The 25,602-nt window shown below is 68.1% G+C and carries 24 protein-coding genes; 9 read left to right on the forward strand and 15 right to left on the reverse strand.

Annotation, left to right across the window (positions count from 1 at the left end; translation table 11 throughout):
* Positions 1 to 2: 2 nt before the first annotated feature.
* Entirely contained in the window at positions 3 to 650 is a 648-nt protein-coding gene (eda, locus tag JOM49_RS34910; protein WP_308158974.1) for a bifunctional 4-hydroxy-2-oxoglutarate aldolase/2-dehydro-3-deoxy-phosphogluconate aldolase, read from the forward strand.
* A gap of 175 nt (positions 651 to 825) precedes the next feature.
* On the opposite strand, the gene JOM49_RS34915 is transcribed toward eda, so the two are convergent.
* Complete coding sequence (locus tag JOM49_RS34915; RefSeq protein WP_209668405.1) at positions 826 to 2,139, reverse strand: BNR-4 repeat-containing protein; 1,314 nt, start codon at positions 2,137 to 2,139, stop codon at positions 826 to 828.
* Positions 2,140 to 2,376: 237 nt separating this feature from the next.
* Here JOM49_RS34915 and JOM49_RS34920 point away from each other — a divergent pair, with 237 nt between their 5' ends.
* The gene (locus JOM49_RS34920; protein ID WP_209668406.1) at positions 2,377 to 3,321 is read left to right on the forward strand and encodes an AraC-like ligand-binding domain-containing protein; all 945 of its coding nucleotides are present in this window, start codon (positions 2,377 to 2,379) and stop codon (positions 3,319 to 3,321) included.
* Positions 3,322 to 3,326: 5 nt separating this feature from the next.
* Here JOM49_RS34920 and JOM49_RS34925 read toward each other — a convergent pair whose 3' ends face one another.
* Positions 3,327 to 4,775: an APC family permease gene (locus JOM49_RS34925; RefSeq protein ID WP_209668407.1), complete on the reverse strand. Its 1,449-nt coding sequence runs from the start codon at positions 4,773 to 4,775 to the stop codon at positions 3,327 to 3,329.
* A 404-nt stretch (positions 4,776 to 5,179) separates the two neighbouring features.
* On the opposite strand from JOM49_RS34925, the gene JOM49_RS34930 reads away from it, so the two are divergent.
* Positions 5,180 to 6,829, forward strand: a complete 1,650-nt coding sequence (locus JOM49_RS34930; RefSeq protein ID WP_308158975.1) for an amidohydrolase — start codon at positions 5,180 to 5,182, stop codon at positions 6,827 to 6,829.
* Between the two features lie 110 nt (positions 6,830 to 6,939).
* Here JOM49_RS34930 and JOM49_RS34935 read toward each other — a convergent pair whose 3' ends face one another.
* The 3 genes from JOM49_RS34935 to JOM49_RS34945 all read right to left on the reverse strand — a co-directional run bounded on the left by JOM49_RS34935 (position 6,940) and on the right by JOM49_RS34945 (position 10,735).
* Complete coding sequence (locus JOM49_RS34935; protein ID WP_308158976.1) at positions 6,940 to 8,433, reverse strand: family 43 glycosylhydrolase; 1,494 nt, start codon at positions 8,431 to 8,433, stop codon at positions 6,940 to 6,942.
* A 10-nt stretch (positions 8,434 to 8,443) separates the two neighbouring features.
* Positions 8,444 to 9,382 (reverse strand): arabinan endo-1,5-alpha-L-arabinosidase, encoded by a 939-nt coding sequence (locus JOM49_RS34940; RefSeq protein ID WP_308158977.1) that lies wholly within the window; start codon positions 9,380 to 9,382, stop codon positions 8,444 to 8,446.
* A gap of 285 nt (positions 9,383 to 9,667) precedes the next feature.
* The gene (locus JOM49_RS34945; RefSeq protein ID WP_209668410.1) at positions 9,668 to 10,735 is read right to left on the reverse strand and encodes a LacI family DNA-binding transcriptional regulator; all 1,068 of its coding nucleotides are present in this window, start codon (positions 10,733 to 10,735) and stop codon (positions 9,668 to 9,670) included.
* Between the two features lie 359 nt (positions 10,736 to 11,094).
* Here JOM49_RS34945 and JOM49_RS34950 point away from each other — a divergent pair, with 359 nt between their 5' ends.
* Genes JOM49_RS34950 through arfA form a run of 4 tightly spaced genes read left to right on the forward strand, consistent with a single transcriptional unit; the run spans position 11,095 to position 15,676 of the window.
* Positions 11,095 to 12,408, forward strand: coding sequence for an ABC transporter substrate-binding protein (locus tag JOM49_RS34950; protein WP_209668411.1), 1,314 nt, complete (start codon positions 11,095 to 11,097; stop codon positions 12,406 to 12,408).
* 8 nt (positions 12,409 to 12,416) lie between these two features.
* Positions 12,417 to 13,301: a carbohydrate ABC transporter permease gene (locus tag JOM49_RS34955; RefSeq protein WP_209668412.1), complete on the forward strand. Its 885-nt coding sequence runs from the start codon at positions 12,417 to 12,419 to the stop codon at positions 13,299 to 13,301.
* A complete protein-coding gene (locus tag JOM49_RS34960; protein ID WP_308158978.1) occupies positions 13,298 to 14,137 on the forward strand; it encodes a carbohydrate ABC transporter permease in 840 nt (279 codons plus the stop codon). The genes JOM49_RS34955 and JOM49_RS34960 overlap by 4 nt, the downstream gene beginning before the upstream one ends.
* Before the next feature lie 21 nt (positions 14,138 to 14,158).
* The gene (gene arfA / locus JOM49_RS34965) at positions 14,159 to 15,676 is read left to right on the forward strand and encodes an arabinosylfuranosidase ArfA (protein ID WP_282771346.1); all 1,518 of its coding nucleotides are present in this window, start codon (positions 14,159 to 14,161) and stop codon (positions 15,674 to 15,676) included.
* A gap of 294 nt (positions 15,677 to 15,970) precedes the next feature.
* Here the strand turns inward: arfA and JOM49_RS34970 are convergent, their stop codons facing one another.
* The 6 genes from JOM49_RS34970 to JOM49_RS34995 form a co-directional block, all read right to left on the reverse strand.
* Positions 15,971 to 16,534 carry a DUF262 domain-containing protein gene (locus tag JOM49_RS34970; RefSeq protein WP_209668413.1) on the reverse strand — a complete coding sequence of 188 codons (564 nt, stop codon included), beginning with the start codon at positions 16,532 to 16,534 and terminating at the stop codon, positions 15,971 to 15,973.
* A gap of 210 nt (positions 16,535 to 16,744) precedes the next feature.
* On the reverse strand, positions 16,745 to 17,143 hold the full coding sequence (locus JOM49_RS34975) for a hypothetical protein (RefSeq protein WP_209668414.1): 399 nt from the start codon (positions 17,141 to 17,143) through the stop codon (positions 16,745 to 16,747).
* A 1-nt stretch (position 17,144) separates the two neighbouring features.
* Complete coding sequence (locus JOM49_RS34980; protein ID WP_209668415.1) at positions 17,145 to 17,357, reverse strand: hypothetical protein; 213 nt, start codon at positions 17,355 to 17,357, stop codon at positions 17,145 to 17,147.
* A 379-nt stretch (positions 17,358 to 17,736) separates the two neighbouring features.
* Positions 17,737 to 18,228 (reverse strand): carboxymuconolactone decarboxylase family protein, encoded by a 492-nt coding sequence (locus tag JOM49_RS34985; RefSeq protein WP_209668416.1) that lies wholly within the window; start codon positions 18,226 to 18,228, stop codon positions 17,737 to 17,739.
* A gap of 32 nt (positions 18,229 to 18,260) precedes the next feature.
* Positions 18,261 to 19,673, reverse strand: coding sequence for an MFS transporter (locus JOM49_RS34990; protein WP_209668417.1), 1,413 nt, complete (start codon positions 19,671 to 19,673; stop codon positions 18,261 to 18,263).
* Between the two features lie 10 nt (positions 19,674 to 19,683).
* Entirely contained in the window at positions 19,684 to 20,817 is a 1,134-nt protein-coding gene (locus JOM49_RS34995) for a serine hydrolase domain-containing protein (RefSeq protein WP_209668418.1), read from the reverse strand.
* 138 nt (positions 20,818 to 20,955) lie between these two features.
* Between JOM49_RS34995 and sigJ the strand changes: the two genes are divergently transcribed.
* Both sigJ and JOM49_RS35005 read left to right on the forward strand, forming a co-directional pair.
* Entirely contained in the window at positions 20,956 to 21,849 is an 894-nt protein-coding gene (gene sigJ, locus JOM49_RS35000; RefSeq protein WP_209668419.1) for an RNA polymerase sigma factor SigJ, read from the forward strand.
* Positions 21,846 to 22,073, forward strand: a complete 228-nt coding sequence (locus JOM49_RS35005; RefSeq protein WP_209668420.1) for a hypothetical protein — start codon at positions 21,846 to 21,848, stop codon at positions 22,071 to 22,073. Before sigJ ends, JOM49_RS35005 begins: the two co-directional genes overlap by 4 nt.
* 508 nt (positions 22,074 to 22,581) lie before the next feature.
* On the opposite strand, the gene JOM49_RS35010 is transcribed toward JOM49_RS35005, so the two are convergent.
* The 4 genes from JOM49_RS35010 to JOM49_RS35025 form a co-directional block, all read right to left on the reverse strand.
* Complete coding sequence (locus JOM49_RS35010; protein WP_209668421.1) at positions 22,582 to 23,103, reverse strand: hypothetical protein; 522 nt, start codon at positions 23,101 to 23,103, stop codon at positions 22,582 to 22,584.
* A gap of 32 nt (positions 23,104 to 23,135) precedes the next feature.
* Positions 23,136 to 23,651 carry a hypothetical protein gene (locus JOM49_RS35015; protein ID WP_209668422.1) on the reverse strand — a complete coding sequence of 172 codons (516 nt, stop codon included), beginning with the start codon at positions 23,649 to 23,651 and terminating at the stop codon, positions 23,136 to 23,138.
* A 640-nt stretch (positions 23,652 to 24,291) separates the two neighbouring features.
* Complete coding sequence (locus JOM49_RS35020; protein ID WP_308158979.1) at positions 24,292 to 24,732, reverse strand: LysE family translocator; 441 nt, start codon at positions 24,730 to 24,732, stop codon at positions 24,292 to 24,294.
* A 27-nt stretch (positions 24,733 to 24,759) separates the two neighbouring features.
* A complete protein-coding gene (locus JOM49_RS35025; RefSeq protein ID WP_209668424.1) occupies positions 24,760 to 25,545 on the reverse strand; it encodes an STAS domain-containing protein in 786 nt (261 codons plus the stop codon).
* Between the last annotated feature and the right edge of the window lie 57 nt (positions 25,546 to 25,602).

Below are 25,602 nucleotides of genomic sequence, written 5' to 3' on the forward strand. Positions count from 1 at the left end.
TGGTGCTCGACCGCTGTCCCGTCGTCCCCGTCGTCGTGCTCGACGACCCCGCCCACGCCGTCCCGCTCGGCGAGGCGCTGCTCGCCGGCGGCATCGACGTCGTCGAAATCACCCTGCGTACCGCGGCCGGACTCGAAGGCTTACGGGCCCTGGGAAAACTGGAGGGAATGCTCGTCGGCGCCGGAACCGTACTGGTCCCCGACCAGGTGGACGAGGTCGTGGAGGCGGGAGCCGGGTTCGTGGTGAGCCCCGGGTTCTCCGCCCGGGTCGTCGACCGGGCCGCCGAGCGCGACGTGCCCGTCCTGCCGGGAGTCTCCGGCGCGACCGACCTGATGGCCGTCGTCGAACACGGGCTGAGCGAGGTGAAGCTTTTCCCTGCCGGGCCGCTCGGTGGCCCGGCGGTGGTCAAAGCCCTGGCGTCGCCGTTCAGCGGCATGCGGTTCATGCCTTCGGGTGGGATCACTCCCGACACGATGGGTGACTATCTGGCACTGCCCCCCGTTCCCGCGGTGAGCGGCAGCTGGATGGTGGAGCGGACCTTGCTCGCCGAGCAGCGGTGGGCGGAGGTAACAGCGCGGGCCGCCAACGCGGTGGCCCGCGCCCGACGGTGGAGGGAAGCTTCTGGTCGGCGGACTGGCTCTCGGACGTGAGCCCTCTACACAGCGAATACCGGGTATTTCTTCCTTCGCCGCCGACGTCGGCTCCCGCCTGAATAGCTACTCCGACTAGCGGGCGCCCGATTCGGCGTGTTCTCACGGACACGACCTGGATACTGCTCAGGCGCACGTGACGATGTTCTGCTGATGACGGCGGAGCCCTCGGCGTTCAGAGGGTGAAGGCTTGCCCGTCCGCGCCGAGGGCCATGATGCGGGTCTGGTAGCCGACGTAGCTCGGGTACTCGCCGGCCATCCACAGCACGCTCAGGTCGCCGTCACCTGGCAGGCCGACCGGTTTGAAGGGGCGTGCGTTCAGCTCGGTGGAGCTCCGCGTTATCGGTTCGCTCGTCCAGGTGTGGCCGCCGTCGGCGGTGCGCCACCGTTCGACTTCGTGACGGCCGCCGGGGACCTGCCGGGAAAGCAGCACCGTCGAGGGATCGGTGTGGTCGAGCGAGATCCCGCCGGAATAGTGGGGTTCTTTGCCGTCCGCGCTGATCGAATCACCCGCGGCGGTGATCCGATGGTCCTGCCAGCGACGTCCGTCCCATCGCGCGTAGCGGTACTCGTGGTCGGTGTCGCTGGGGAAGTTGGCGTAGACCAGCACCGGGCGTTCACGGCGGTCGGTCGCGATCTCCCAGATCCAGGACTTGGGGCGGCCTGTCGCGTCATAGACCTTGTCCGCTTGCGACGGGCTCACCGGCGTGCCGAGCGGGCCGATGCGGGCACCGTTCGCACGGTGGAGGTGCCCGGCCCGGTAGTACATGTAGTAGATGCTCGTGTGCACGTTGCGGGGATGCCCGTCGGTGAAGGCGAAGTGGATCGTGTCCCGGCCGTTGGCGCACATTTTCACATACGGCCGCTGGCCGGGGACCTGGATCAGCGACCGGGCTTCGGTCCACTGGTCGTCGTCGCCGGTGGTGGTGCTGAAGGCGGGGTTGAAGTCCGCACCACGCCAGAACAGGTACTTCCGGCCCTTCTCGGCGGACAGCTGGGTGATGCTGGTGTAGGTCCAGCCGTATTCGCCCTCGGTGTTCGTGGTGATGGTCGTGGCCGGTTCCCAGCCGCCGGTGATGTCCTCGGGGAGCTTGGACCGGCGGTAGTACAGCGGGATGTTCCTGGCGTGCGCGGTCCAGTACACCTCGAGGCGGCCGTCCGGCAGCACGTGGATCGCCGGATTGTTGTGGTCGTCGATCTCGAAGTCCTCGGCCAGCACGGCATAGGTCAGGCGCGTGGTCGCGTGGTCGTACTGTGCGACGGTGATCTCGCCGGAATCGGTGATGAAGCCGATGTAGGTACGCTTCCACCGGCCCTGGTGGTGCACCGCTCTCGGACCGCCGAACCAGCACCAGGCCCCGCTGGGCGCGACGGGCAGCGGTGTGGCCACAGCCTGGCTGGAGACGCCGAGCAGCGCCGCCGCCCCCACGGCACCGGCCAGGCCGAGCGCGGTCCGGCGCGGGAACGCGCCGCTGCCCGTCGTGACCATGGCACACCCCCGGATGTAGTGCGGCAGCTACCAGTGTTATCGCTCACATCGCGGTGCGTCAATCGGCCAAGCGCCGGTCCACAATGAACGCCGCGGGGCGGGTTGGCCATGGTGCTGATCTTGCGCAGAAGGGCAAGCAGTGTGCGCCGAGGGGCAAGTTCACTCGCCCGGACGTGGTTAGCTTCCTTGCGGAAGTCCCACCCGTATCGCACCCACTCGCATCGAGGGCGGTAGACCATGGCGGTCGATCTCTTCCCCGTAACCGATCGTGCCGCCCTGGACTTCGACCACTACCGGGCCGCCGTGTGCCGGTCGGTCGTCGCGCTGGATGTGTGCAGTGACCGGCCCGAGGTGTTCCGGGGCAGCCTGGGCGGCGGGACCGCCGGTGACATCCACGTGCTGGCCATCCAGGCGGACGCGCACTCGGTGAGCCGGACCCCGGCGCTGATCGCGCGGACCAGGCAGCCCTACCTCAAGTTCACCGTCGTCGAGAGCGGCTCGGGCATCGTCGTGCAGGACGGGCGGGAATCCGCGCTGCGCCGCGGCGACATGGCCATCTACGACACCGATCGGCCGTACTCGCTGTTGCTGGACGACGACATCCGGCTGGCGGTCGTGATGTTCCCGCACGACCTGCTCGACGTGCCCCCGGAGGCGCTCGCGCGGGTGACCGCGACCCGGCTGGACGGCGGGACCGGGGTCGGCGCGCTGACGAAGACGTGCGTCCTGTCGATCGCCCAGCAGGTCCCCGGGCTGGGTGGCCGGGTCGCGCGCCACCTGTTCAACGGCGCTCTCGAGTTGATCGGCGCGATGCTCGAGTCGAGTGTGGGCGCGGTGATCGCCGAGGACGCCCGCGTGGCTCTCACGCGGCGCATTCTCGACTACATCGACGAGCACCTGTCCTCGCCGAAGCTCAACCCGGCACAGATCGCCAAGGCCCACTTCATCTCGGTGCGGCATCTGCACGGGCTGTTCAGCGCCCAGGGCACGACGGTGTCGACCGTCATCCGCACCCGCCGCCTCGAACGCTGTTATGACGCGCTCATGAGCCCGCGCGAAGCCGGGCGTTCCGTGTCCGCCATCGCGCTCCGCCACGGTTTCGTCGAGGCCGCCCACTTCAGCCGGGTGTTCCGCGCGCACTTCGGAGTCTCGCCCAGCACGGTCCGCCTGTCGGCGCAGTAGGGCAGCTACTCGGTTCTCGCGGGCTGCGGGGCGATCCGGTCCAGGTCCTGGTCCAGTGCGTCCCACACGGCCGGTTTGGCCGAGCGCAGCCAGAACGCGACGGCGACGGCGACCGCGGCGGCGATCGGGAATGCCCACGGGAGCAGGGCGATGACCGGGCTTTCGCTGCCCGCGAGTTCCGGGAAGTTGCCGAGAGCCAGTACCGTGACCGTCCACAATCCCAGTCCGCCGAGGGACGGCAGGACGAAGGTGACGAAAAGCCGCGGATCGCCCGCGCGCCGGAAGTGCACCACGATCGCGGTCGCCGCACAGGCTTGCAGCACCACGATTCCGAGCGTGCCGATGCCGGTGAAGGCGGCGACGAGGTTCGCGACCGGGTCCAGTCCCGCTACCGCGTAGGCCATGGCGACCAGCGTCGCGAAGGTGAGCTGCGCGGTCGACGCGACAACCGGCGCCCCGTTCCGGCGACGGGTCCGCGCCAGTGCTCGCGGCAGTACCCCGGCCCGTCCCAGCGCGTACAGGTACCGCGTCGCGGAGTTGTGCAGTGCGAGCAGCGCGGCGAAGAGGCTGACCACGAGCAGCAGTTGCATCGCTTCGGTCAGGCCGCTGCCGAGGTACTCCGCGGAGACGGTGAACACCAGGTCACCCGCGCCGAGGTGGTCCTGCGCGATGCCGCCCGCCTGCCGCGCGCCGAGTGCGGAGACGATCGCCCAGGTGGTCACCGCGGCGAAGATCCCGATGAAGGTGATCGCCACGTAGGTCGCGCGCGGAATCGTCCGTTTCGGGTCGCGTGCTTCCTCACCGAACAGCCCGGTCGCCTCGAACCCGACAAAAGCGTTGGCGGCGAACAACAGGCCGAGCCCGGTCGAACCGGCCAGGAAGACCTCGGGCAGGAACGGCTCGAACGAATAGCCGGTGGTGACGAGGATGGCGACGTCGAGCACGACCAGGATGACGACCTCCAGCACGAGCGCCACCCCGAGCACCTTCGCGGAGACGTCGATGCCCCCGCGGGTCAGCAACCACACGCCCACCACGGAGATCAGGCTCCAGAGCCACCACGGCAGGTTCAGGCCGAACACGTCGGCGATCACCATCGACGTGAAGAACCCGCTCGTGCCGACCGCCCCGGCGACGAAGCAGTTGTACCCGACCATGGCCACGAACGCCGCGACGATGCCCGCCGTCCGGCCGAGCCCGCGCACGACATAGGCGTAGAAACCACCCGCGTTCACCAGCTTCCGGGCCATCTGGGCGTAGCCGACGGCGAAGAGCAAGAACACCGCGGTGGCGAGCAGGAACATCACCGGCGTGCCACCACCGGCACCCACCGCGATCCCGATGCCGCCGATGACGATGACGCCGGTCAGCGGCGCGACGGCGGCCAGCACGAGGAACACCACCCCGGGCACGCCGAGGTTCCCGTGAAGCCTGGTTTCCGGTGTGGGCGCCACAGGTCTGCTCCCTCGCGATCGGGCCAAGTCCGACGAAGGTAAGGACCGGCGGCCGGCCGCACCTAGGACGACAGCGCAAGGACCTTGTCCATGGCGGTGATCCGGCCACCTGACCAGGCGCGCACTGAGCGGCAAGCACGCCGCACGCGGGTTCAAGACCGCACGGCCGCGGGATGCCTCAATCACCTTGTGCTCTTGCGCAGGGCAATCCAGCGCCGCAACGGGAGGTCACGATGACCACGAGTTCGAGAAGCTTCCAGCGCCGGGGGTTCCTGCAAGGGATCGGCTCCGGCGTCGCGCTCAGTGTGCTCGGCGGTACGGCAGAAGCCGCGGCCCGATCCGGTGGTGGCCACGCGGATCTCCTGCTGGTCAACGGCAACGTGCTGACCATGGCCGGGGCACTCGTGCCCGCCGAGGCCATCGCGATCAGGAAAGGGGTCGTCCAGGCGGTCGGGCGCACGCGCGAGCTCCGGCGCCTGGCGGGCTCACGAACGGAAACGATCGACCTACGAGGCCGGACCGTCATTCCCGGCATCAACGACGGGCACTTCCACCCGCTCGGCCTCGGCACGAACCAGCCTCCGCTCACGCTGGACCTCAGCCGGGATGCCGTCAGTTCGATCGCCGAGATCCGCGACCTCGTCGCCGAAGCCGCCGCAACCAAGCAACCGGGTGAATGGATCCGCGGCTTCGGCTGGGACCAGGGTTACCTGGCCGAAGGCCGCTATCCGACGCGCCACGACATCGACGCGGTGTCCCCGCACAACCCTGCCGCCCTGCGCGAGTGGTCCGGCCACGCACTGTGGGCGAATTCGAAGGCGCTCGAACTGGCCGGCATCACCCGCGAAACCCAGCCACCGCCCGGAGGTGAGATCGTCAAGGACGGCGATGGCGAACCGACCGGGCTGCTCCTGGAGGGTGCCGCCGGCTTCGTCAACGCGGTCATGCCGGACTTCACCGAAGCCGAAAAACGCCGCGGCTTGCGCATCGCGGTCGACATCATGCACCAGCACGGCATTACCTCCGTCACCGACGCCGGCATCGCGCTCGACGACGTCCAGCGATATCGCGACATGCTGGGATCGACCGGAATCCGCCAGCGGTGCACCGTCATGATCGCCGCCTCCAGCACCGGCGATCTGCGGGCAACGCTGCTCGCCGCGAGGGAACTCGAGACCGATCCCGCGTGGTTGAACGTGAGCCAGGTGAAGATCTACGCCGACGGTGTACCGACCCAGGCCCGGACGGCCTGGGTGTCCGAGCCGTACGTCGGAGGAGGCTACGGGGGGCTCACCCTGCCAGGCGGTTCGGTGGAGGAACAGCTGTCCATTCTGCACGACTGGGTCATGACGGCCCAGGAACTGGGCTTCCAGGTGGGCGTGCACGCGACCGGCGACCGCACGATCCACGCGGCGGTCGACGCCTTCGAAGCCGCGGCCAAAAGGTTCCACCGCCCCGAGCTGCGTCACTACGTCATCCACGGAGACCTCACCAGCGTCGAAGACCTCCGGAGAATGGCCCGCTACGGCTTCACCGCGAGTTTCAACCCACAGATCAAGCGCTCCCTCTCACACCAGCTGGTCGATGTGCTGGGCAGAGCGCGCACCGACTACCAGTGGCCTTATCGCACGGCACTCGAACTCGGCGTCTCCATCGCCAGCGCATCGGACGCCCCGGTGGTCGGCCTGCCGGACTTCCGGGAAGGACTGACCGCCATGCTCACGCGAAAGAGCCTGGCGACCGGAGAAGTGTTCGGTGCCGGGGAAACCCTCGATCTCCGGCAGGCGCTCGCCAGCTACACCACCGCCGGCGCCTGGCAGGACCACGCCGAGCGCTGGAAAGGCACCCTCACCCGAGGCAAGGCCGCCGACCTCGTCGTGCTCGAGGGAGATCTGCTTCGGACACCGCCTGACGAGATCGTCGACTTGCCGATCGACGTCTCCATCCTCGGCGGTGAGGTGGTCTACGACTCCTCGACCGACGAACCGATCACCACCGCTTCAGCCGCGAGCGGCCTGGCCTCGTACATGACCACCGGCTGCTGCCACGGCTGACACCCGGCCCGCCGCCACGTGCCGAGCTGTTCGCCGACGTCGCTTGACCTGAGAACGGTGGCCGGCGCGCCGAGGCTTCGCCGGCCACCGTCGGTCAGGGGCGGAGTCGGTCAGGTGGTTGGTTCGCCGGACGGCGCGGTCAGTGGGGTGCCCAGGCGGACCGGGGTGCCGAAGTTCGGTGTGCCGTCGGCGTTCCAGGTGAACTTCTGGGCCCGGGTCGACCGGTTCATGTCGCAACCGCCGCCGGCGCTGTCGTTGGCGTGGTAGACGATCCAGTCCTCGGTGCCGTCGGGTGACTTGAAGAACCCGTTGTGTCCCGGGGCGAACACGCCGTTGCCGTCGTTGCGCTGGAACACCGGGTTCGGTGATTTCGTCCAGTGCGACCGGTTGAGCGGATCGCTGCCGGTGAGGGTGAGCAGGCCCAGCTTGTAGTCCGGGCCCCAGCACGCGCTGGCCGAGTACACGATCATGGTGCGGCCGTTGCGGTACAACGGTTCGGCGCCCTCGTTGACCGGGGCGGTCTGCTGTTCCCAGGACAGGGTCGGCTGGCTGATGGTGCGCCGCGACCCGCTGAGCGTGTACGGGTTGCTCATCGGCGTGATGGTCAGCGACTGGGTGCCGTCCATGGCGCTGCCCATCAGGTACAGCCTGCCGTTGTGCTGGAGGATGCTCGGGTCGAGCTCCCAGGTGTTGCCCAGGTCGGCCTTGAAGCTGTACGGGCCCATCGGGTCGGTGCCGGCGCTCTCCAGCACATGCAGGCGCTGTGTCGGGTTGTAGTCGGGCACGTTCTGCCCGGCCACGTAGTACAGGTACCAGCGACCGTTGAGCAGGTGGAACTCGGGCGCCCACATGTTGCAGCAGCCGTTGGGGCGGCCGGAGAGGTCGAAGACCACCTGGTCGGCGGCCGACGACAACCCGCTCAGCGTACTGGACCGGCGCATGGTGACCGTGGAGTTCCACGTCGTCGTCGCCAGGTAGTAGTAGCCGTTGTGGTGCTGCAGCCAGGGGTCCGGACCGTTGCGCTTGATCGGGTTGGCGAAGGTGCCCGGGGTGGAACCGAGCTTGACCAGCTGCCACTGCTGGTTCGCGCCGTCCAGGTCGGGCCACTGCACCACCCGCGCACCGTCCGCCGTGGACCACTCGTAGACCTCGAGGGCCTTGCCGCTGTTGCGGTTGAGCAGCCGCACGTCGCCGTTCGCGGAGTCGGCCAGCCGGAACTGCTGGCTGGTGGCGTTGCTGTCGGTCCACTGCACGACATCGGCCGCGTCGGCGGTCGAGCCGCCGGAGATCTGCAGGACCTTGGTGCTGTGCCGCGACTTGAGCCGGTAGTAGCCGTTGCCGGAGTCGACGAACTGCCACTGCTGCCAGGCCCCGTCGTTGCGGGTGTACTGGGCGATCCTCGCCCCGTCGTTCGTGGCCAGGTCGTACACGTCCAGCGCCTTGCCGCTGTTCCGGTTGACCAGCACGTAGGACGCTCCGGGGTCCACCACCGCGGCGGCCGCGACCTGCGGCAGGGCGGCGGTGATCCCACCGAGCAACGTGGCGGTGAGGGTCAGGACGAGACCGGTCCGCCGTCGTCGGTGACGGCTTCCGTTCCAGATCACGGTGTTCTCCCTAGTGCAGGTAGGGCCAGCCCGCGGAGTCGATCGCGAGCAGGTTGATGCCGAGCAGCGACGCGCCGTTGTCGGCGTAGTAGTGGTAGAAGAGGACGTCGCTGTCGCTGTCCGCCAGCACGTCCTGGTGGCCCGTACCGTGCACGCTGCCCTGTCCGGCCAGGATTTCGGTGCCGCCACCGGAGGTCAGGGCGGTGCCGTTGCGGTCGGCGTAGGGGCCGGTGACGCTGGTGGACCGGCCGACCATGACCCGGTAGGTGCTGGCGGCGCCCTGGCAGCACTGGTCGAACGACACGAACAGGTAGTAGTAGTTGCCGCGCTTGACGATGTTCGGCGCCTCGATCGCGCCGCCGTTGCGGCCGGCGATGCTGCGGACCGTCGAGTCGGCGCGCAGTCCGGTGGCCGGGTCGAGCGCGATCATCTTGATGCCGGACCAGAACGAGCCGAAGCTCAGCCACCAGCGGCCCTGGTCATCCACCGCCAGGTCCGGGTCGATCGCGTTGAAGTTGTCCGACGTCCGGGATTCGAGCACCAGACCGCGGTGGGTCCAGGTGCCGGAGTTCCCGCTGGGGCTGGTGGCCAGGAAGATCGCCGAGCGGTTCGAGCCGAACGTGGAGGCCGAGTAGTACAGGTAGTACTGGCCGTCGCGGTAGGACAGGTCCGGCGCCCACAGGTTGCGGCTGTTGTTCGTGTACGGGTTCGCCCAGGACGTGCCGTTGGGGAAGGCCGCACCCGCGTTGCGGAACGCGGTGCGGTCGGTCGAGGTCTTCAGCGCGATGCCGTTGCCGGTGTGGGCGACCAGGTAGCTACCGTCGGGCCGTTTGACCACGGTCGGGTCGTGCACGCCGACGTCGCCGGTCACCTTGCCGGGCAAGGGGTAGGCGAACGCGGCCGGAGCCGCGACGACGGTGAGCGCGAGGGAGACCAGGAGGACCACCACGGGTCTCAGCCCTCTAATGGCCGCGGTGGCCGTGATCACCCGTCGGCGTCGGGACCGAGGTGGTGCTTCAACTGTGGTGTGCGTGCGCGGACCCATGCGTCGCCTCCTTGCGAGCAGGAACCTCGGTACCGCCCCGGGTCGTCTCCACCGGAAGCGTCGCCAGCACGATAGGCACATGTCGCGGCGGCGGACAAGAGTTCACTGTTATCGCTAACAGCACTTGCCGGACGAAGGTGGTTCCACTGTGGACAGTCGATTCACCGGGTGAACTGCGACGCCACAAGATCAATCGGCATCGGGCACCTTCTCCGGGAGTCCGGCACTGTTCTCGTCGACAGTCCGGCCGACCGTACTTTCCCGCGCGATCAGCCGGTGGTCGGCGCGCACCTCGATGCCCTGCGGCGGCTCCGCGCTGGCGATGCGCCGCACCAGTCGCTCCACCGCGGTCGTGGCGATAGCGGCCTTGTCCGGGGAGATCGTGCTGATGGTCGGGTTGGAATAGCGGCCTTCCTCGATGTCGTCGTAGCCGATGAGCGCGATGTCCTCCGGCACCCGGAGCCCGTGGTCGAGCACGGCGCGCAGGGCGCCGAGCGCGACGAGGTCGCTGTAGCAGAAGACGGCGTCCGGCGGATCCTCGCGAGCGAGCAGCTCGCGCATGGCACCGGAACCGTCGGCGCGGTTGAACCGGGGCGTCGGGATGATCAGCGACTCGTCGACGGGCAGGCCGGCATCGGCGTGCGCGCGGCGGTAGCCGCGGGTGCGCAACTGCGCGGCCTCGCCGGTCGGATACGGCTGGTCGCCGATGGCCGCGACCCGGCGCCGGCCGAGGCCGATCAGGTGCGCCGTGGCCGCCCGGGACGCCTCGACGTCGTCGATGCCCACATGGTCGAAGACCCCGTTGGAGACCCGCTCCCCCAGTATCACCAGCGGCAGGTCCGGGTCGATCTCGACCAGGTCCTCCTGCGCCAGGCCGAGCGGGCTCAGGATCATCCCGTCGAACAGGAAGGCGCGCGCGCCGCGGCTGATCAGCTCGCGTTCGTGCGCCGGGTCGCCGTCGGTCTGGTCGATCAGGACGTTGTAGCCGTGCTCCCGGGCCGGCGGGATGATGGCCTGCAGCAACTCGGAGAAGTACGGCGTGTCGAGGTAGGGCACGACCACCGCGATCTGCCCGGAGCGCCCACGCGCGAGGTTGCGGGCCAGCACGTTCGGCCGGTAGTTGACCTCGAGGAGAGCCCGCTCCACCTTCTGCCGCGTGTGCTCGGTGACCCGCGCGTAGCCGTTCACCACGTTCGACACCGTCCGGGCGGACACACCCGCGACCCGTGCGACATCACGCAGAGTAGCGTCCCGCATGACCACTCCCCCATCCGGACCTTGCCTCCGGTCCGGCCCGGCGGCCCTGCGGGAAGTGTGCACGTCAGGTCCTGGCCACAACAACCGGACCGGCCACTGGACCGCCTGATGCCGCGACAGCGGGCCTTGCAGCGCGGCAAAGCGAGATGCATACTGTTTTGCAGCGCAGCAATCCGGTTCCACGGCGGCAGCAACGGTCGGTTCGCCAGAGTCTGCCCCATCTCGGCACGCAGTCCTCACCGGTACTCGGCGACAGCTGGACGGGTCGCCACCCGACTCCGCTCTTCGCGAATTGATCACTTTCCGTGATGTCGGCTGCCCGCCTCCGGGTGGCAGGCCCGAGCGAAAGGCGCTGCTCCATGCCAGCGATCAAGTGCTTGAGAAAGGCGGCGTCGGTCCTCGCCGCCGCCGGTCTGCTCGCGGTCACGGCCTGCGCCGGCGAGCCGGACGGCGGGCCGGTGACCGTGTCGGTGTGGGCGTGGTACCCGGAGTTCCAGGGCGTGGTCGACGCGTTCAACGCCTCCCACGACGACATCCAGGTGAAGTGGACCAACGTGGGCACCGGCCCGGACCAGTACGCCAAGTTGAAGACGGCGTTCACCGCCGGCACCGGAGCGCCGGACGTGGCGATGGTGGAGTTCCAGCAGATCCCCACCTTCCTCGTCCTCGACGCACTCGTCGACATGGGCCAGCACGGCGCGGGCGAGGACGAGCACCTCTACGCGGAATGGGCCTGGGGCCAGGCCACCGAGGGCGACAAGGTCTACGCCATCCCGGTCGACGGCGGCCCGATGGCGCTGATGTACCGCAAGGACCTCTTCGACCAGCACAAGATCCCGGTGCCGACGACCTGGGACGAGTACGCCACGGCCGCGGAGCGGATGAAGGCCGTCGACCCGAACGCGTTCATCGCGAGCTTCGGCAGCGATGGCGGGTGGCTCAACGGGCTCATGTGGCAGGCCGGCTGCCGGCCCTATGGCTACTCGCTCACCGAGGCCAGGGACCGGGTCACGATCGACCTGACCAACCCGGCCTGCGAGAAGGTCATCGAATTCTACGGCGGCCTGATCGGGCGCGGCCTCATGGCCACGGATCCCTTCTTCACCGCCGACGCCACCGCGGCGCTGGACTCGGGCAAGTACTGGACGTGGGCGGCTGCCGGCTGGACCCCGGGCTACGTCGCCGGGTCACTGAAGAACACGGCGGGCAAGTGGGCGGTCGCACCGATGCCACAGTGGACGAAGGGCGCCGACGAGCAGGGCGACTGGGGCGGCTCGACGTTCACGGTGACCAAGCAGGCCGAGAACCCGGAGGCGGCGACCGTCGTCGCGCGTGAACTGTTCGGCACCTCGGACCAGGCCTGGGAAATCGGTCTGAACAAGGCGTTCCTCTACCCGCTGGTCAAGGACGTCGCCGCCGACCCCGCGTTCACCGGCAAGGCCTACGACTTCTTCGCCGGTCAGAAGGTGAACGAGATCTTCGTGCCGGTGTCGGAGAAGCTGGGCGACTTCAACTACACGCCGTTCCAGGACTTCGTGTTCGGCGAGCTCAACGACCGCTGCGCGGAAGCGGTCGCGGGCAAGCGGGGATGGGACACCGTGCTGTCGGCGACCCAGGAGAACGTCGTGAACTACGCGAAGCAGCAGGGCTTCACTGTCATCGAGCCGTCGTAGGAGCTTCCGTGACCCGACGGCGCCTGACCGACCACCCGGTGGCCGGGATCCTGTTCGTCCTGCCGTTCTTCCTCGTGGTGGTGGTGTTCCTGGTCGTGCCGCTCGGGTACGCGTTCTGGCTCAGCCTGTCCAGCAAGAGCCTCGCCCTCGGCACCCGGTTCACCGGCTTCGACAACTACGTACGCGCGTTCACCGACCCGATGCTGCTGGACGGCTTCCTGCGGGTGGTCGTGTTCGGCGCCGTCCAGATCCCGGTGATGCTGGGCATCGCACTCGTCGGCGCGCTCGCCCTCGACGCGATCACCACCCGGTTCGCGGTCGCGTTCCGCCTGATCGCGTTCATGCCCTACGCCGTTCCGGCCGTGCTCGGCGCACTCATGTGGGGGTTCCTGTACAGCAGGACGTTCGGGCCGTTCGCGGACCTGCCGACCGTGTTCGGTGGCGCGCCGGTCGACTTCTTCTCCGCCGGCCTGTTGCTCGCGTCGCTGGGCAACATCGTCACCTGGGCGTGGACCGGCTACAACATGATCGTGCTGTACTCGGCGCTGCAGGGCGTGCCGAGGGAGCTGTATGAGGCCGCGCTGATCGACGGTGCGTCCCAGATACAGCTCGCGTGGCGGATCAAGGTGCCCGCCATCAAGCAGGCGATCGCGCTCGCCACCGTATTCACCGTCATCGGGACCATGCAGTTCTTCGTCGAGCCGTACGTCATGTCGCGCTTCGCGCCGCAGATCTCGGCCGGCTACACCCCCAACCTCTACGCCTACAACCAGGCGTTCGCCTACTCGGATTTCCACTACTCGGCCACGATCTCCTTCACTCTCGGATTCGTGGTGTTCGTCGCGGCTTACGCGTTCGTGTTGGTGAGCCGGCGAAGGAGGGGTGACTCGTGAAGCCGCGAGCGCGGCTGCCGCACCTGCTCATGGCGGTCGGCATGCTGTACTTCCTGATCCCGTTGCTGTGGATCGTGATCGCCGCGACCAAGAGCCAAGCCGACCTGCTGTCCAGCCCGGCCCTGTGGTTCGCCGACTTCAGCCTGGTCGACAACCTCACCGCGCTGTTCCGCGAGGACGGTGGCGTCTACGGCCGGTGGTTGCGGAACACCGCGCTGTACTCCGGGGTGAGCGCCGCCGGGGCCACCCTGCTCGCCGCCCTCGCGGGCTACGGTCTGGCCCGGTTCTCCTTCTGGGGCAAGCGGTTCTTCGAGACGGCGCTTCTCGGCATGATCATGGTGCCGTCGACGGCGCTGGTGCTGCCGACGTACCTGATCCTGTCCAACGTGGGCATGGTCAACACCGCGTGGGCGGTCATCCTGCCCTCGCTGCTCAGCCCGTTCGGCACCTACCTCATCCGGGTGTACGTGGCCGAGAACGTCCCGGTGGAGCTGGTCGACGCCGCCCGGCTCGACCGGGCGGGTGAGCTGCGGATCTTCTGGCAGGTGGTGCTGCCGATGATCCGGCCGGCACTGACCACCGTGTTCCTGTTCACCCTGGTGTCGACGTGGAACAACTACTTCCTGCCGCTGGTGATGCTGAGCGACGCCGACCTGTTCCCGCTGACGGTCGGGCTGACCACCTGGTTCAACACCGCGCAGCAGGAGGCGGGGACCCGGGTGCTGTTCAACCTCGTCGTCACCGGCTCGCTGCTGGCCATCGTCCCGCTCGTCGTCGCCTTCGTCCTGCTGCAACGCTTCTGGCGGAGCGGGGCGAGCACGGGCGCACTCCGCTAACCCTACGACCGCAGGAGACCCGTGTTCACCGCTTCCGTCGCGATCAGCCCGGACCACGTCATCGCGCCGGTGCGGCGCCGCCTGTTCGGCTCCTTCGTCGAGCACATGGGACGGTGTGTCCACACCGGAATCCACGAGCCCGGGCACCCGACCGCGGACGAGGACGGCTTCCGCGGCGACGTGCTGGCCCTGACCCGCGAGCTCGGTGTCGAACTGGTCCGCTACCCCGGCGGGAACTTCGTGTCCGGGTACCGGTGGGAGGACGGCATCGGACCGGTCGCCGACCGGCCGGTGCGCCGGGACCTGGCGTGGCACAGCATCGAGACCAACGCGGTGGGCGTCGACGAGTTCGTCCGCTGGGCCCGCAAGGCGGACGTAGAGGTCATGTACGCGGTGAACCTGGGCACCCGCGGGGTCGCCGAGGCGCTCGACGTGCACGAGTACGTGAACCACGAGGGCGGTACCCACCTCGCGGAACTGCGCCGGCGCAACGGAGCCGAGCGCCCGCACGACGTGCGGCTCTGGTGCCTGGGCAACGAGCTCGACGGGCCGTGGCAAACCGGGCACAAGACCGCGCACGAGTACGGCAGGCTCGCCGCGGAGACCGCGCGGGCGCTGCGCCAGGCCGAACCGGGACTCGAGCTTGTCGCGTGCGGCAGCTCCCACTCCCGGATGCCGACCTTCGGCGCGTGGGAGGCCACGGTCCTGGAGCTGGCCTACGACCAGGTGGACCACATCTCCTGCCACGCCTACTACGAGGTGCTCGACGGTGACGTCGACAGTTTCCTCGCGTCCGCGGTGGACATGGACCGCCAGATCGAGAGCGTCGTCGCCACCGCCGACGCCGTCGGCGCACGACTGCGAAGCCGCAAGCGGATCGGCGTGTCCTTCGACGAGTGGAACGTCTGGTACCAGACCCGGTTCCAGGCCGACCCGCCGACCGAGTGGCAGGTCGCGCCCCGGCTCATCGAGGACACCTACGACGTGGCCGACGCCGTCGTGGTCGGCAACCTGCTGATCTCGTTGCTGCGCCACGGCGACCGCGTGACGGCCGCCTGCCAGGCACAGCTGGTCAACGTGATCGCGCCCATCCGCACCGAACCCGGCGGCCCGGCCTGGCGGCAAACCACCTTCCACCCTTTCGCACTGACCTCCCGCCTGGCCCGCGGCCACGTGCTGCGAACCGAGATCACCGCCCCCACCCACACGACCGCCCGGCACGGCGACGTCCCCGTGGTCGACGCGGTCGCCACCCACGACCCCTCCTCGGGCGAGACCGTCCTTTTCGCCGTCAACCGCCACCGCACCGAGCCGGTCGAACTGCGCGTCGCCACGAAGGCTTTCGGTGACCTGGAGGTGGCCGAATCGTGGATCCTCCACGACCCCGACCCGTCCGCCACCAACACCGAACACACCCCGGACCGGGTCGTTCCCCGCCCCCACCCCACCGAGCGCACCGACAACTCCGTGCGCGTGGTCCTGCCCCCGATCTCCTGGCACGCCATACGGCTCGGCGCCATTCCGGACGGGCGCCACTGATCTATGCGTCGAGGTCGATGTTGCCGTGTCTGAACGCCTCCCGCTCGCGGTCGGAATCTCGGCGGCCAATCCATGGTCCCGGTGATCGTCACCTCCGCCGGCGGGTTCACCCCTATCGGGTCATAGATCGCGTTGTCGGCGTCGAAGGTGAGCATTTCGCGACGCCCGCGTTGCGCGTGGCCTCGCCCTACCGCGGCTTTCCACCACTCGTCATCGAACGGCGCCCAATAAGCGTCGTAGACCTGCTCGAGCCCGGCCTCGTCGGAGAGTTCACCGCGCAGGAACAGCAGGTTCTCACCAGGTCGGCCGCGGACAGAGGCGTTTGCCGTCCTGCAGGTAGCGATGAGAGCGGGCGTCCGCGAGCGAGGCGTCAGCCATGGCCAGTGGCCAGACCTCGCGGTCTTTGCGGCGAGGCCACAGCTTATGGCGCTCTTCGGGAGTGTTGATGACGTCCGAGGGGTTCTGCAGCAGGCGGCGGACCTGCGGGACTCGCGGGGAGTGGCGCTCGAGCAAGACATCGAGCACACCGCGGATGATGAGTTGCACAGTGGTCAAACGCTGCTGGCCGTCGATGACGGCTCGCAAGTCGACTCCCCCGGCGGAAACCGATAGCTGGTCACAGACGATCGCGCCCAGAAAATGCTGCGGAACCTTCTTGTCCGCCTTCGCCAGCGGCGTTCCCATGGTTTCCGCGTGCTGCCGTGCCTGGTACAAGCGGTCGGCGGTTTCCTCCAGATCAGTGAACAGCAACTCCCACTGCCCGTCTTGAGTCCACTCGTAGTCCCACTGGAAATTCGGGATCACGTAACGCCGATCCTGAGACAGGATCTGTTTCAGCGAGTATGTGTTGGCATCCACCGTTGCGCGCTCTCTTTCGATCTTCGCACCGCCAGGGTGTCGCACACCGGCACTTCGCATGACGACCGTGATCTGCCCGACCTCACAACCGTCCTCGCCTCACCCTGACCACCTACCTCGCAACCGGCCATAAACAGCGCACCACCGGGGCGAGTCCGTCCCAGGTCGTTCACTGTGCCGATGAACACCGACCAGAAGACGGATTCGGCACTACGCTGTCCCTCCGCGGGTGGCCTGCCAGCGCGCGATTTCGTAACCGAACATGCCCTCGAACCCCACACCGCGCTCGCGCAGCCAAACCAGGCCAGCGTCCACCATGGCGTGGAAGTTCGGGTCGCTTTCGTAGTCCGAAGTGACCAGCTCCCAGACCAGCCGGGCGCCACCACGGGCAGCCTCACCGCCGGCAGGGAGAACCGCGGCCGCGAGGTCGGCGATGAAACGGGCCGGATCCGCGGCCGCAAGCGAGTACATGCTGTAGATCTGGCTGTTCAGGTCGAAACCCGTCGGTGCGTCGGGGCTGCTCGTCTCGACGCGGATATACGACACCGTGCGGCCGACGATGTCACCGGGCAAGCCGAAGGAAGCCGTTCGGCGCTTGAAAAGGCTCATGTCAGGCCTCACCTGCGGCCGGGCGCCGCACAAGTCTGCGCACCAGCCAGGCGACGACAGTGAGCGGCCAAAAGGCTGTGAGCACCATGGCTTTGATGAACCAGATAGCGCCGAATCCATCCCTGCCAACGATCTTGATACGTCCACCTCCACGGACGCCTCGCCGGTACCGGAGCACCTGCGCGACGACGATCATGCCGATCAGGTAGGCCAACGGAAATATCCAACTGGGCTCCACGACAATCCCTCCAAAAATCCCTCTTGGGCACGGCCGGAATCTGGTAACAACCGATGATGCCGTAGTGGTCGCACGACGAGGGCAAGATGTTACTCGCGAAACTCGATCACGGATTGTTCTAGCATCCGGGCAACTCCCGCATCCGTTCGCCGACGGTCACGGTCTGAGATTCGCTGTAACACAATCCGGCTTTTACTGGGCTGTCCAGACGTGAGTCGACAACGCATCAAATCATCGCTGGCCGCGGTCGCGATTTCCGCCGTGGACATTCTCGCGAGTTCTCCGACATGAGTTGGACAGGCGGCGTGCTCAGGGAGCGAGCCACTGTTGGCCTCGCTCCCTGAGCACGAACTCGCTACCGCCACTGCTCCGCGGTGGGGACGCCGGGGAGCGGCTTGCCGATGAGGGCGAGTGGGATGAAGAAGGACACCTGGCCGATAGCCATGGCGAGCGTGGCGAGTGCCTTGTCGTCGTAGTGGGTGGATGCCTGGGCGTAGAGGTCGTCCGGGACGCGTTCGCCGTGGGGGTTCGGGGTGAGGACGGCTTCGACGAGTGCCAGCGCGGTTCGTTCGGCTTCGGTGAAGTGAGGTGCGTCGCGCCACGACGCCACGGCGGTGATGCGCTCGTCGGATTCACCTGCCCGGCGCAGGTTTCCGGTGTGCAGGACGGTCAGGTAGGTGTTCCCGACGAGCTGCCCGGCACGCAGTTGCACCAGGCTGATGGTGGTCGGCGGGAGCGAGCCGTTCCCGGTGGCCTTGAACAGGGCCCGGCCGATGTCCCCCAGTTCGGGAACGAGCACGGCGGGGTTGGGAAGACGCGACTGGACATTTTCCTGCGTGGTGGTCATGGCGGGTGTTTCCCTTCTGGTTCTTCGTGTTGTCACTGCACTGACGAACGCAGTGCCGCGGATGTGACCGGTTCCGGCCGGAAAAGGAATACGGCGGCGAGGATGGCGGCCAGGTAGAACGCGCCGGCGCCGAGCAGTCCGGTGGTGTAGCCGCTGGTGAGTGCGTCCGGTAAGGCCGTTCCGGTCGGCCGGCCCGCGGTGGCGGTGACGGCGATGCCCGCCAGGGTCGCCAGGCCCAGGGCACCGCCGATCTGCTGGCTGGTGTTGACGAGCCCGGAGGCGATACCCGAATCCCGCGCGGCGACGCCCCGCACGCCGCTGATCGTCACGGCGACGAAGCCGATGCCCAGGCCGGTCCCGGCGACCAGCTGGGCCGGGAGCAGGGTGCTCAGGGCGTGCTGGTCCGGGGTGAGCAGGCTGAACCAGCCCATCGCCGCGGCGGCCACGCCCAGCCCGAGCACCAAGGTGAACCGGGTGGACGTGCGGGCTTGCAGGCGTGGCCCGGCCACGCCGGAACCGAGGCCGATACCGACCGCGAAAGGGAGATAGGCCAGCCCGGTGAGCATCGGCGGGTAGTGCTTGATCGACTGCAGGTAGAGGGTGAGGAAGTAGAACGTGGCCAATTGGCCCGCGCCCATCAGCAGCATGACCAGGTTGGCGCCGAGCCTGCCGCGGTCGGCCAGTACCCCGGCCGGCAGCAGCGGGGTACTGACGCGCCGCTGGATGACGGTGAACGCGATGGCCAGCACGAGGCCCACCGCGCCGAATGCCCAAGCGAGACCATCGCCGAGACCGTCGGACCCGGCCCGGTTGATCGCATAGACCAGCGAGCCGAGCGCGAGGGTGGCGGTGATCGCCCCGGGCAGGTCGATGCCGCCGCGCCCGCGGGTGCCGGGCACCAGCGCGACGGTCCCGGCGAGCAACAGCAGCGTGAACGGGATGTTGATGAACATGATCCACCGCCAGCCCAGGTACTCGGTGAGCGCGCCGCCGAGCAGCAGGCCCGCCACGGCGCCGAGGCCGCCCATCGCGCCGTACACGCCCAGTGCCTTGTTGCGCCGCGGTCCCTCGGGGAAGGTGTCGGCGAGCAGGGACAGCGCGGCCGGGGCGATGATCGCGCCGCCCACGCCCTGCAGCACACGCGCGGCGATCAGCGTTTCGCCGGTCTGCGCCACGCCGCCGAGCAGGGAGGCGAGCAGGAACACCACCAGCCCGGCCCGGAACAGCCTGCGGCGGCCGAACAGGTCACCGGCCCGGCCACCGGCCAGCAGCAGCCCGCCGAACGCCAGCGCGTAGGCGGTCAGCACCCAGTCCAGATCGGACTCGGCGATGCGCAGCCCGGCGCCGATGACCGGCAGGCCGACGGTCACGATGGTGCCGTCCATCACGATCAGCAGTTGCGCGGCGGCGATCACCGGCAACGCCAACCCGGTACGCGAAACCATGGATGCCTCCTCAGACCGCGGCGGCGGCGTGGTGGACGGCGGCGGCCAGCCGGTCGTGTTCGGGATAGGACCAGTCGAAGGCGAAGCGGCGGCGGGTGTAGCCGAAGGCGATGCCACCGCGGGGGTCGGCGAACGACTCCGAACCCGCGGATCCGTTGTGGCCGAACGCGTTCGCGCTCAGGAACGGGTAACGCAGTCCCTTGGCCTGGAACCCCAGCGCGTACTGGCCCGCGTCGCCGGTGACCAGGTCCCGGCCGGTGGAGTGCAGCATGACGAACTCACCGAGTACGTCCGGTTCGAGCAGCGGGGCCCGGCCATCCAGGCCGAAGACCGCGGCCGCGTACATCCCGGCCAGGCCGCGGGCGTTGCCCACCCCGGCGGCGGAGGCCTGGCCGAGCGCGCGCACCCGCCGGGTATTGAGGAAGGCGACCTGGTCCAGGGGCGGCGTGGAGTTGAGGCCGTAGCCGATCCCGGTGATGCTGTGCGGCCCCGGGACGTTCGCCCAGAACGCGACGAGTTCTTCCGGGCTCGCCGAGCCCGGCGCTACCTCCCGGTACCGGTCTTCCTGTGCCTCGGGCAGCCCGAGGTACAGGTCCAGTCCGTGGGGTGCGCGCACGCGTTCTTCGAAGTGGTCCCGCAGCGACCGTCCCGTGGCCACCCGGATCACCTTGTCCACGATCGCGAACGTCACGAACCCGCCGTAGCCATGCGCCGAGCCCGGCCGCCAGTACGGCCGCTGCCCGGCCAGCCGCCGGGCGATCACCTCGTCGTCGGCGAGTTCGCCGGCGGTGAGGCCGCCGTCGACGCCGATCAGGCCGGACCGGTGGCTGAGGACGTCCCGCAGGGTGATCCGGTCCTTGCCCGCGGCGGCGAACTCCGGCCACCGGCCGGCAATGGGCTCGTCCAGTTCCAGCACACCGTCCTGCACCAGCAGGGCGACCACCAGGGTCGCGGCACCCTTGGTCGAGGAGTAGACACCGGTCAGGGTTTCGCCGGTCACCTCGTCGCCTGCCCACAGGTCGACCACCCGGCGACCGTGCACGTACACCGCCAATTGAGCGCCGTTCTCCCCGGCGGCCGCGGCGGCGAACTCCTCGCGCACCGCCTCGAACCCCTCGGCCACCGTGCCGTGAACATTCGTCATCCGTGCTGCTCCGATCCCCTTGTCGCTACTTGATCGGTGGCATGACGCACGGGCCGTCGAGAATGTGACCACCCCGCCGCGGTCACATCACGAACCTCCCGTTCGTCATGGCTTCGACCCACGACACGAGAGGCGACCATGAACGAACACGACTTCCTGGCACAGCGGTTCGAAGAGCACCGCGCGCACCTGCGGTCGGTGGCCTACCGGATGCTCGGCTCCCTGGCCGAGGCCGACGACGCCGTCCAGGACGCCTGGCTGCGCCTCGCGAACACCGAGACCGAGGACATCGACAACCTCGGCGGCTGGCTGACCACGGTCGTCGGCCGGGTCTGCCTGGACATGCTGCGCTCGCGCCGGGCCCGGCGGGAGGACCCGCTGGAAGCCCGCCTGCCGGATCCGGTGGTCACCGGTGACGGCACCGACCCCGAACAGCAGGCGCTGATCGCCGACGCGGTGGGCCTGGCCCTGCTGGTCGTGCTGGAATCGCTCAACCCCGCCGAACGGCTGGCCTTCGTCCTGCACGACCTGTTCGGCCTGCCGTTCGAGCAGATCGCGCCGATCATGGACCGCACCCCGGTCGCGGCCAGGAAACTCGCCAGCCGCGCCCGGCAGCGCGTCCAGGGCGCGGCCCCCGCCCCGGACCCCGATCCGGCCGCCCAGCGCCGCGTCGTCGACGCCTTCCTGGCCGCCGCCCGCGGTGGCGACCTCACCGCCCTCATGGCCATCCTCGACCCCGGCGTCACCTTGCGCGCCGACGGCGGGAAAGCCCTCCCCGGCGGCATGCGCGTCCTGCGCGGCGCCGAAGCCGTGGCCGGGCAACTCGCCACCTTCCAGCGCATGGCCACCGTCTCGACCACCCGCCCCGCCCTGGTCAACGGCGCCGCCGGGCTCGTCAACACCGTCGACGGCCAGCTCGTCTCGATCATCAGCTTCACCATCACCGGCGACAAGATCGCGGCAATCGACATCCTCTCCGACCCCGACCGGCTGGCCCACCTCGACCTCCGCCACCTGGAGGGCCAGGAATGAGCCTGAGTGCGGCGCGGCCCGTGGCACTGGGCCTCACCGAACTCGCCTCGGCCAGCCGCTCACCCGGGGTGAGCCGTCAGCACAACGCTCGCATCGCGGGCCCTGAGTCGCTGGACTCCTACCACGAGGGCGACCAGACCTTGTCGTACAGGGATCCGGCGTTGCTGCGGTGGCTGGCCAACCGGATGCACCGGGTCGTAGTGAACTGGCCGACCTGGTCGTGAACAACGTCGATGAGCAACTCGACGTCACCAGCTCCCACCTTGGCGGCAAGCAGGCCGCCGCTTGCGAAGTGTGGGCCATGTGCCAGGCCGGCCGGCTCGGCCCACTGTCCGAGCCAACGCCGGTGAAAGCCGTCGGCGGTTTACCTGACCCGTTCGTTCCAGCAGCGCCACGCCTTCGAGGCACGCGTCAGCCGGATCGACCGCAGCGCCGGGCACCTCCTGTTCGCCGAACGGCAGGCACCGCGCGGCACCGCCTCCCGGCCCGAGCACGCCCTCGCGGTGACGGTGGACAACAACGGAACGTTCACCGGAACACCGGTGGTGCACCGCGACGTGCGGGACGAGCGCGGCTCGATCACCCTGCCCACCGACCCCCAGGGCCGGTCCCCGAAGTAGGCGGCACGACCTTCCCCGAGGACCGATAGCCGTTTGACCTGCGCGGCCACGGCTATCGACCTTCGGCGGCAGGGCAAGGCATCAACTGCGGACAGATGATCGACGGCGGATATCAGGCGTGCAGGATCATCGACGACATCCGGTCATTCATCTCGTGTCCGATGAACGCATAGTTGCCGTGACCATACTTCACGTCGCCGCTGTAGTTGACGCCGTCATACATCTGGGACCAGGTGCAGCCTTCGAGGACCCGGAATGAAGAAACGGTGTTGTCGGCCCCTGAACCGTCGGGGGCGATGTCGGACAGGTCCCGCCAGCCGTATCCTGCGGAGTCACATGGCCCGTCGAGTCCGCTGAGGTAGATGACACGGCCTCGGTAGTCCGCATCGACATACAAATTGGCAAGAATTATCCACCCGCTGGTCCGGAATTCGTCCGGGTTGTCCGAGCATCGGCTGAAAGCCACGTCGGAGGTCTCCTGGCCGGGCTTGAGCTTGTGCAGGACCACCTGGCAGGCTTCGATTCCGTGTGAAGTGTTGCTTGCCAATGCGGTCGTGGTCGAGAGTGACAGGGTGGTGGTTGCCACCATGGCCGCGATGGCAAGGGTCAACGTCGTGCGGATCTTCGTTCTCATGGCTTCCTCCTGTGTTGATCGGCCAGGGTCTGTCACGGTATGGCATTCACCTTGAACGACCGGATGTTGTCGTTGGCGTTGTCGCCGACGTACCACTGACTGCCTTCGTAGTAGTAGTAGCCGCCGTCGAGGTCGTCGAAACGGTATCCGCGGACCTGGTTGCAGTTGTTGAATGTCTTGAACGACGAAACTTGATCCGCCTTGCCGAATTTCGGGATCGCGTAGCCTGCGATGTCACACGGCCCGGAGTCTCCTTCGATGACTTCGCTCTCGCCGCTGTAGCCAATGTCGACATAGACGATCAGCAACAGGGAAGCTTCCTGGATGCGCAGGTCGGCTTGACTGTCGGCGCAGGTGCGAGAAAGGACCTTGGAGTGCTCTTCGCCGGGCTCTGCGCGCGCGACAGTGGTCTTGCAGTGCTTTCCTTCTTGACTGCCCGGCGCCCCCGTTCTCACTTCGTTGCCAGCCTGGGCGATGCCCGGGGAAACTGTCAAGAAAGCGCCCAGCAGGCTTAGTGCGGCGATACTGATACGGCCCGGCAACTTCATGTCGACCTCGATTCTCGCGATCGTTTCCGTGAGGATTCTGCGAATATAGTTGATCCCGCGAACAGTGACTGCCGGGGGTGGAATTGCATTGGTTCCTCATCAACTTTCTTCGCGCTCAGCATGGGGGAAATTCGCCTGAGGCGAAACGGGTTTCACGTACGGCTGAAACAGCCGACTCGGATCATCTCGCGTGCGCCGATAATCGGCTTTTGTCCGGGCTGGCGCTTCATCGGCGTCGCCATCTAATTCTCGCTGGCCCCTGAGTTTACATTTTGGACTCTTGGGAAGACAGGTGGTTCTGCTGCGGCCAGGTGCCACGAGGCGCTTTCAAACATGCCTGAAAGCGGTCGGCCATGTTGCCTGCCTGGGGTTGAGTGGTTATCTTGCCTAAGAGTGTGGTTGCACACCCTCGGGTTTCGGGTATATCCAGTTATCACTGGAAGGATGGACAAGTGCGCAAGAATGTCCGACTGTTTGCCGCTGTCAGCTTTTTGGTGGCGGCCACGACAACTTTTCCTCAGGTCGCTTCCGCTGGGCAGGACACGCGGTCGGCGCAAGTCGAGTGTACGCAGACGACAGACCGCTCGACCATCGCGACCGTGGTGTGCAAGACCAGCGGTCGTTACCGCGTGGTGGCGGACTATTGTCGCCTGAATTGCACTCGGGAGTTCGGCCCGTGGAAATATAATCCGTTTCGATCGGAGGTCACCTTCCCGTCAGGTGGCACCATTGTGAACAGCTGGTTCGAGATCGAATAGAGCACGCCCGTGAAGATCCCGGCCAGCACCAGGGATTCCACTACGGCGGACGGGTCGGGGGCAACGAACTGCGGGATGAAACTGGTGAAGGAGATCGCGATCTTGGGGTTGAACACATTGCTGAGCAGCCCCTGGCGAAACGGCGAACCCCGCCCTGGCCGCGGCGCCGGCTCCGCCGCGGCCGGTGGCGAACGCAGCGAAAGGAACGCCGTCACGCCCAGGCAGACGAGGTAGGCCGCGCCGGCCAGTTTCAGCACGGTGAACGCGACTTCCGACGACCGGAGCACGGTAACGATGCCCAGCACCGACGCCGCCGTCCACACCAGCGATGGGCGAGCGGTCGCCGATGGTCACGGCGAAGGGTTGAACGGCTGGAACATGGGCACCGGTGGTCCGCAGTCCATCGCCGCCCAGACGACTTTGCCGCCGAGCATCGCCGGGGTGCTCCCCCACGCCTTCGCCAATTGCGCGACCACCACCAAGCCGAAACCACCGCTCAAGCCGTCCTCGCCTTCCCGGATCCGAGCCGGTGCTGACGACTGGTCGCTGACGGCGACGCTGAGCACCTGCCGGCGCAACTCCAGCCGCAAAGACGGCTCCGACTGGGTGTGCAGCAGCACGTTGTCCACCAGCTCGTTGGTGATGACCACCGCGTCGGCCGCCACCTCGTTATCAGGTAGCCAGTACTCACACACCCGCCTGGTGAAGTTCCTGGCCTGCTGAGCCGTGTCGACCAACCGGGGCAGCGTGAGCTTCGCCCGGCGCCGCCGAGGCTGACGCTGAGCATCGCGGACCGCGCTCTCGACCGTGCGGAAGACCGGCACGAACCGGGACACCGGCGCATGCTCGAACAGCCGACGGGCCAACTCATCCGCAGCGACCAGCAGAACCGGCACCGCCGGCCAATCAGACAACCGCATCGACACCTGCGCGAACACACTCAGCAGGCTCGCCGTGGCGACCTGAAGCCGCTCCACGACCACGATCACCGCCGAGGGCTGCTCAGCCGCGCACTTCAGCATCACATCACGCAGCCGCGGATAACCCGCGACGTCGAGAGTCCCGGCGACACGCACCACAGCGCACCCGGCACGCTCGCCATAGGTGACGGACAAAACGTCGTGGTCGCCGGTCACGACAAGCCGACCCTCCCACCTCCCGAGCACGGAGCGCCCGGGAATGCCGCGGCGCGC

This window comes from Amycolatopsis magusensis (assembly GCF_017875555.1).
Lineage (GTDB): Bacteria > Actinomycetota > Actinomycetes > Mycobacteriales > Pseudonocardiaceae > Amycolatopsis > Amycolatopsis magusensis.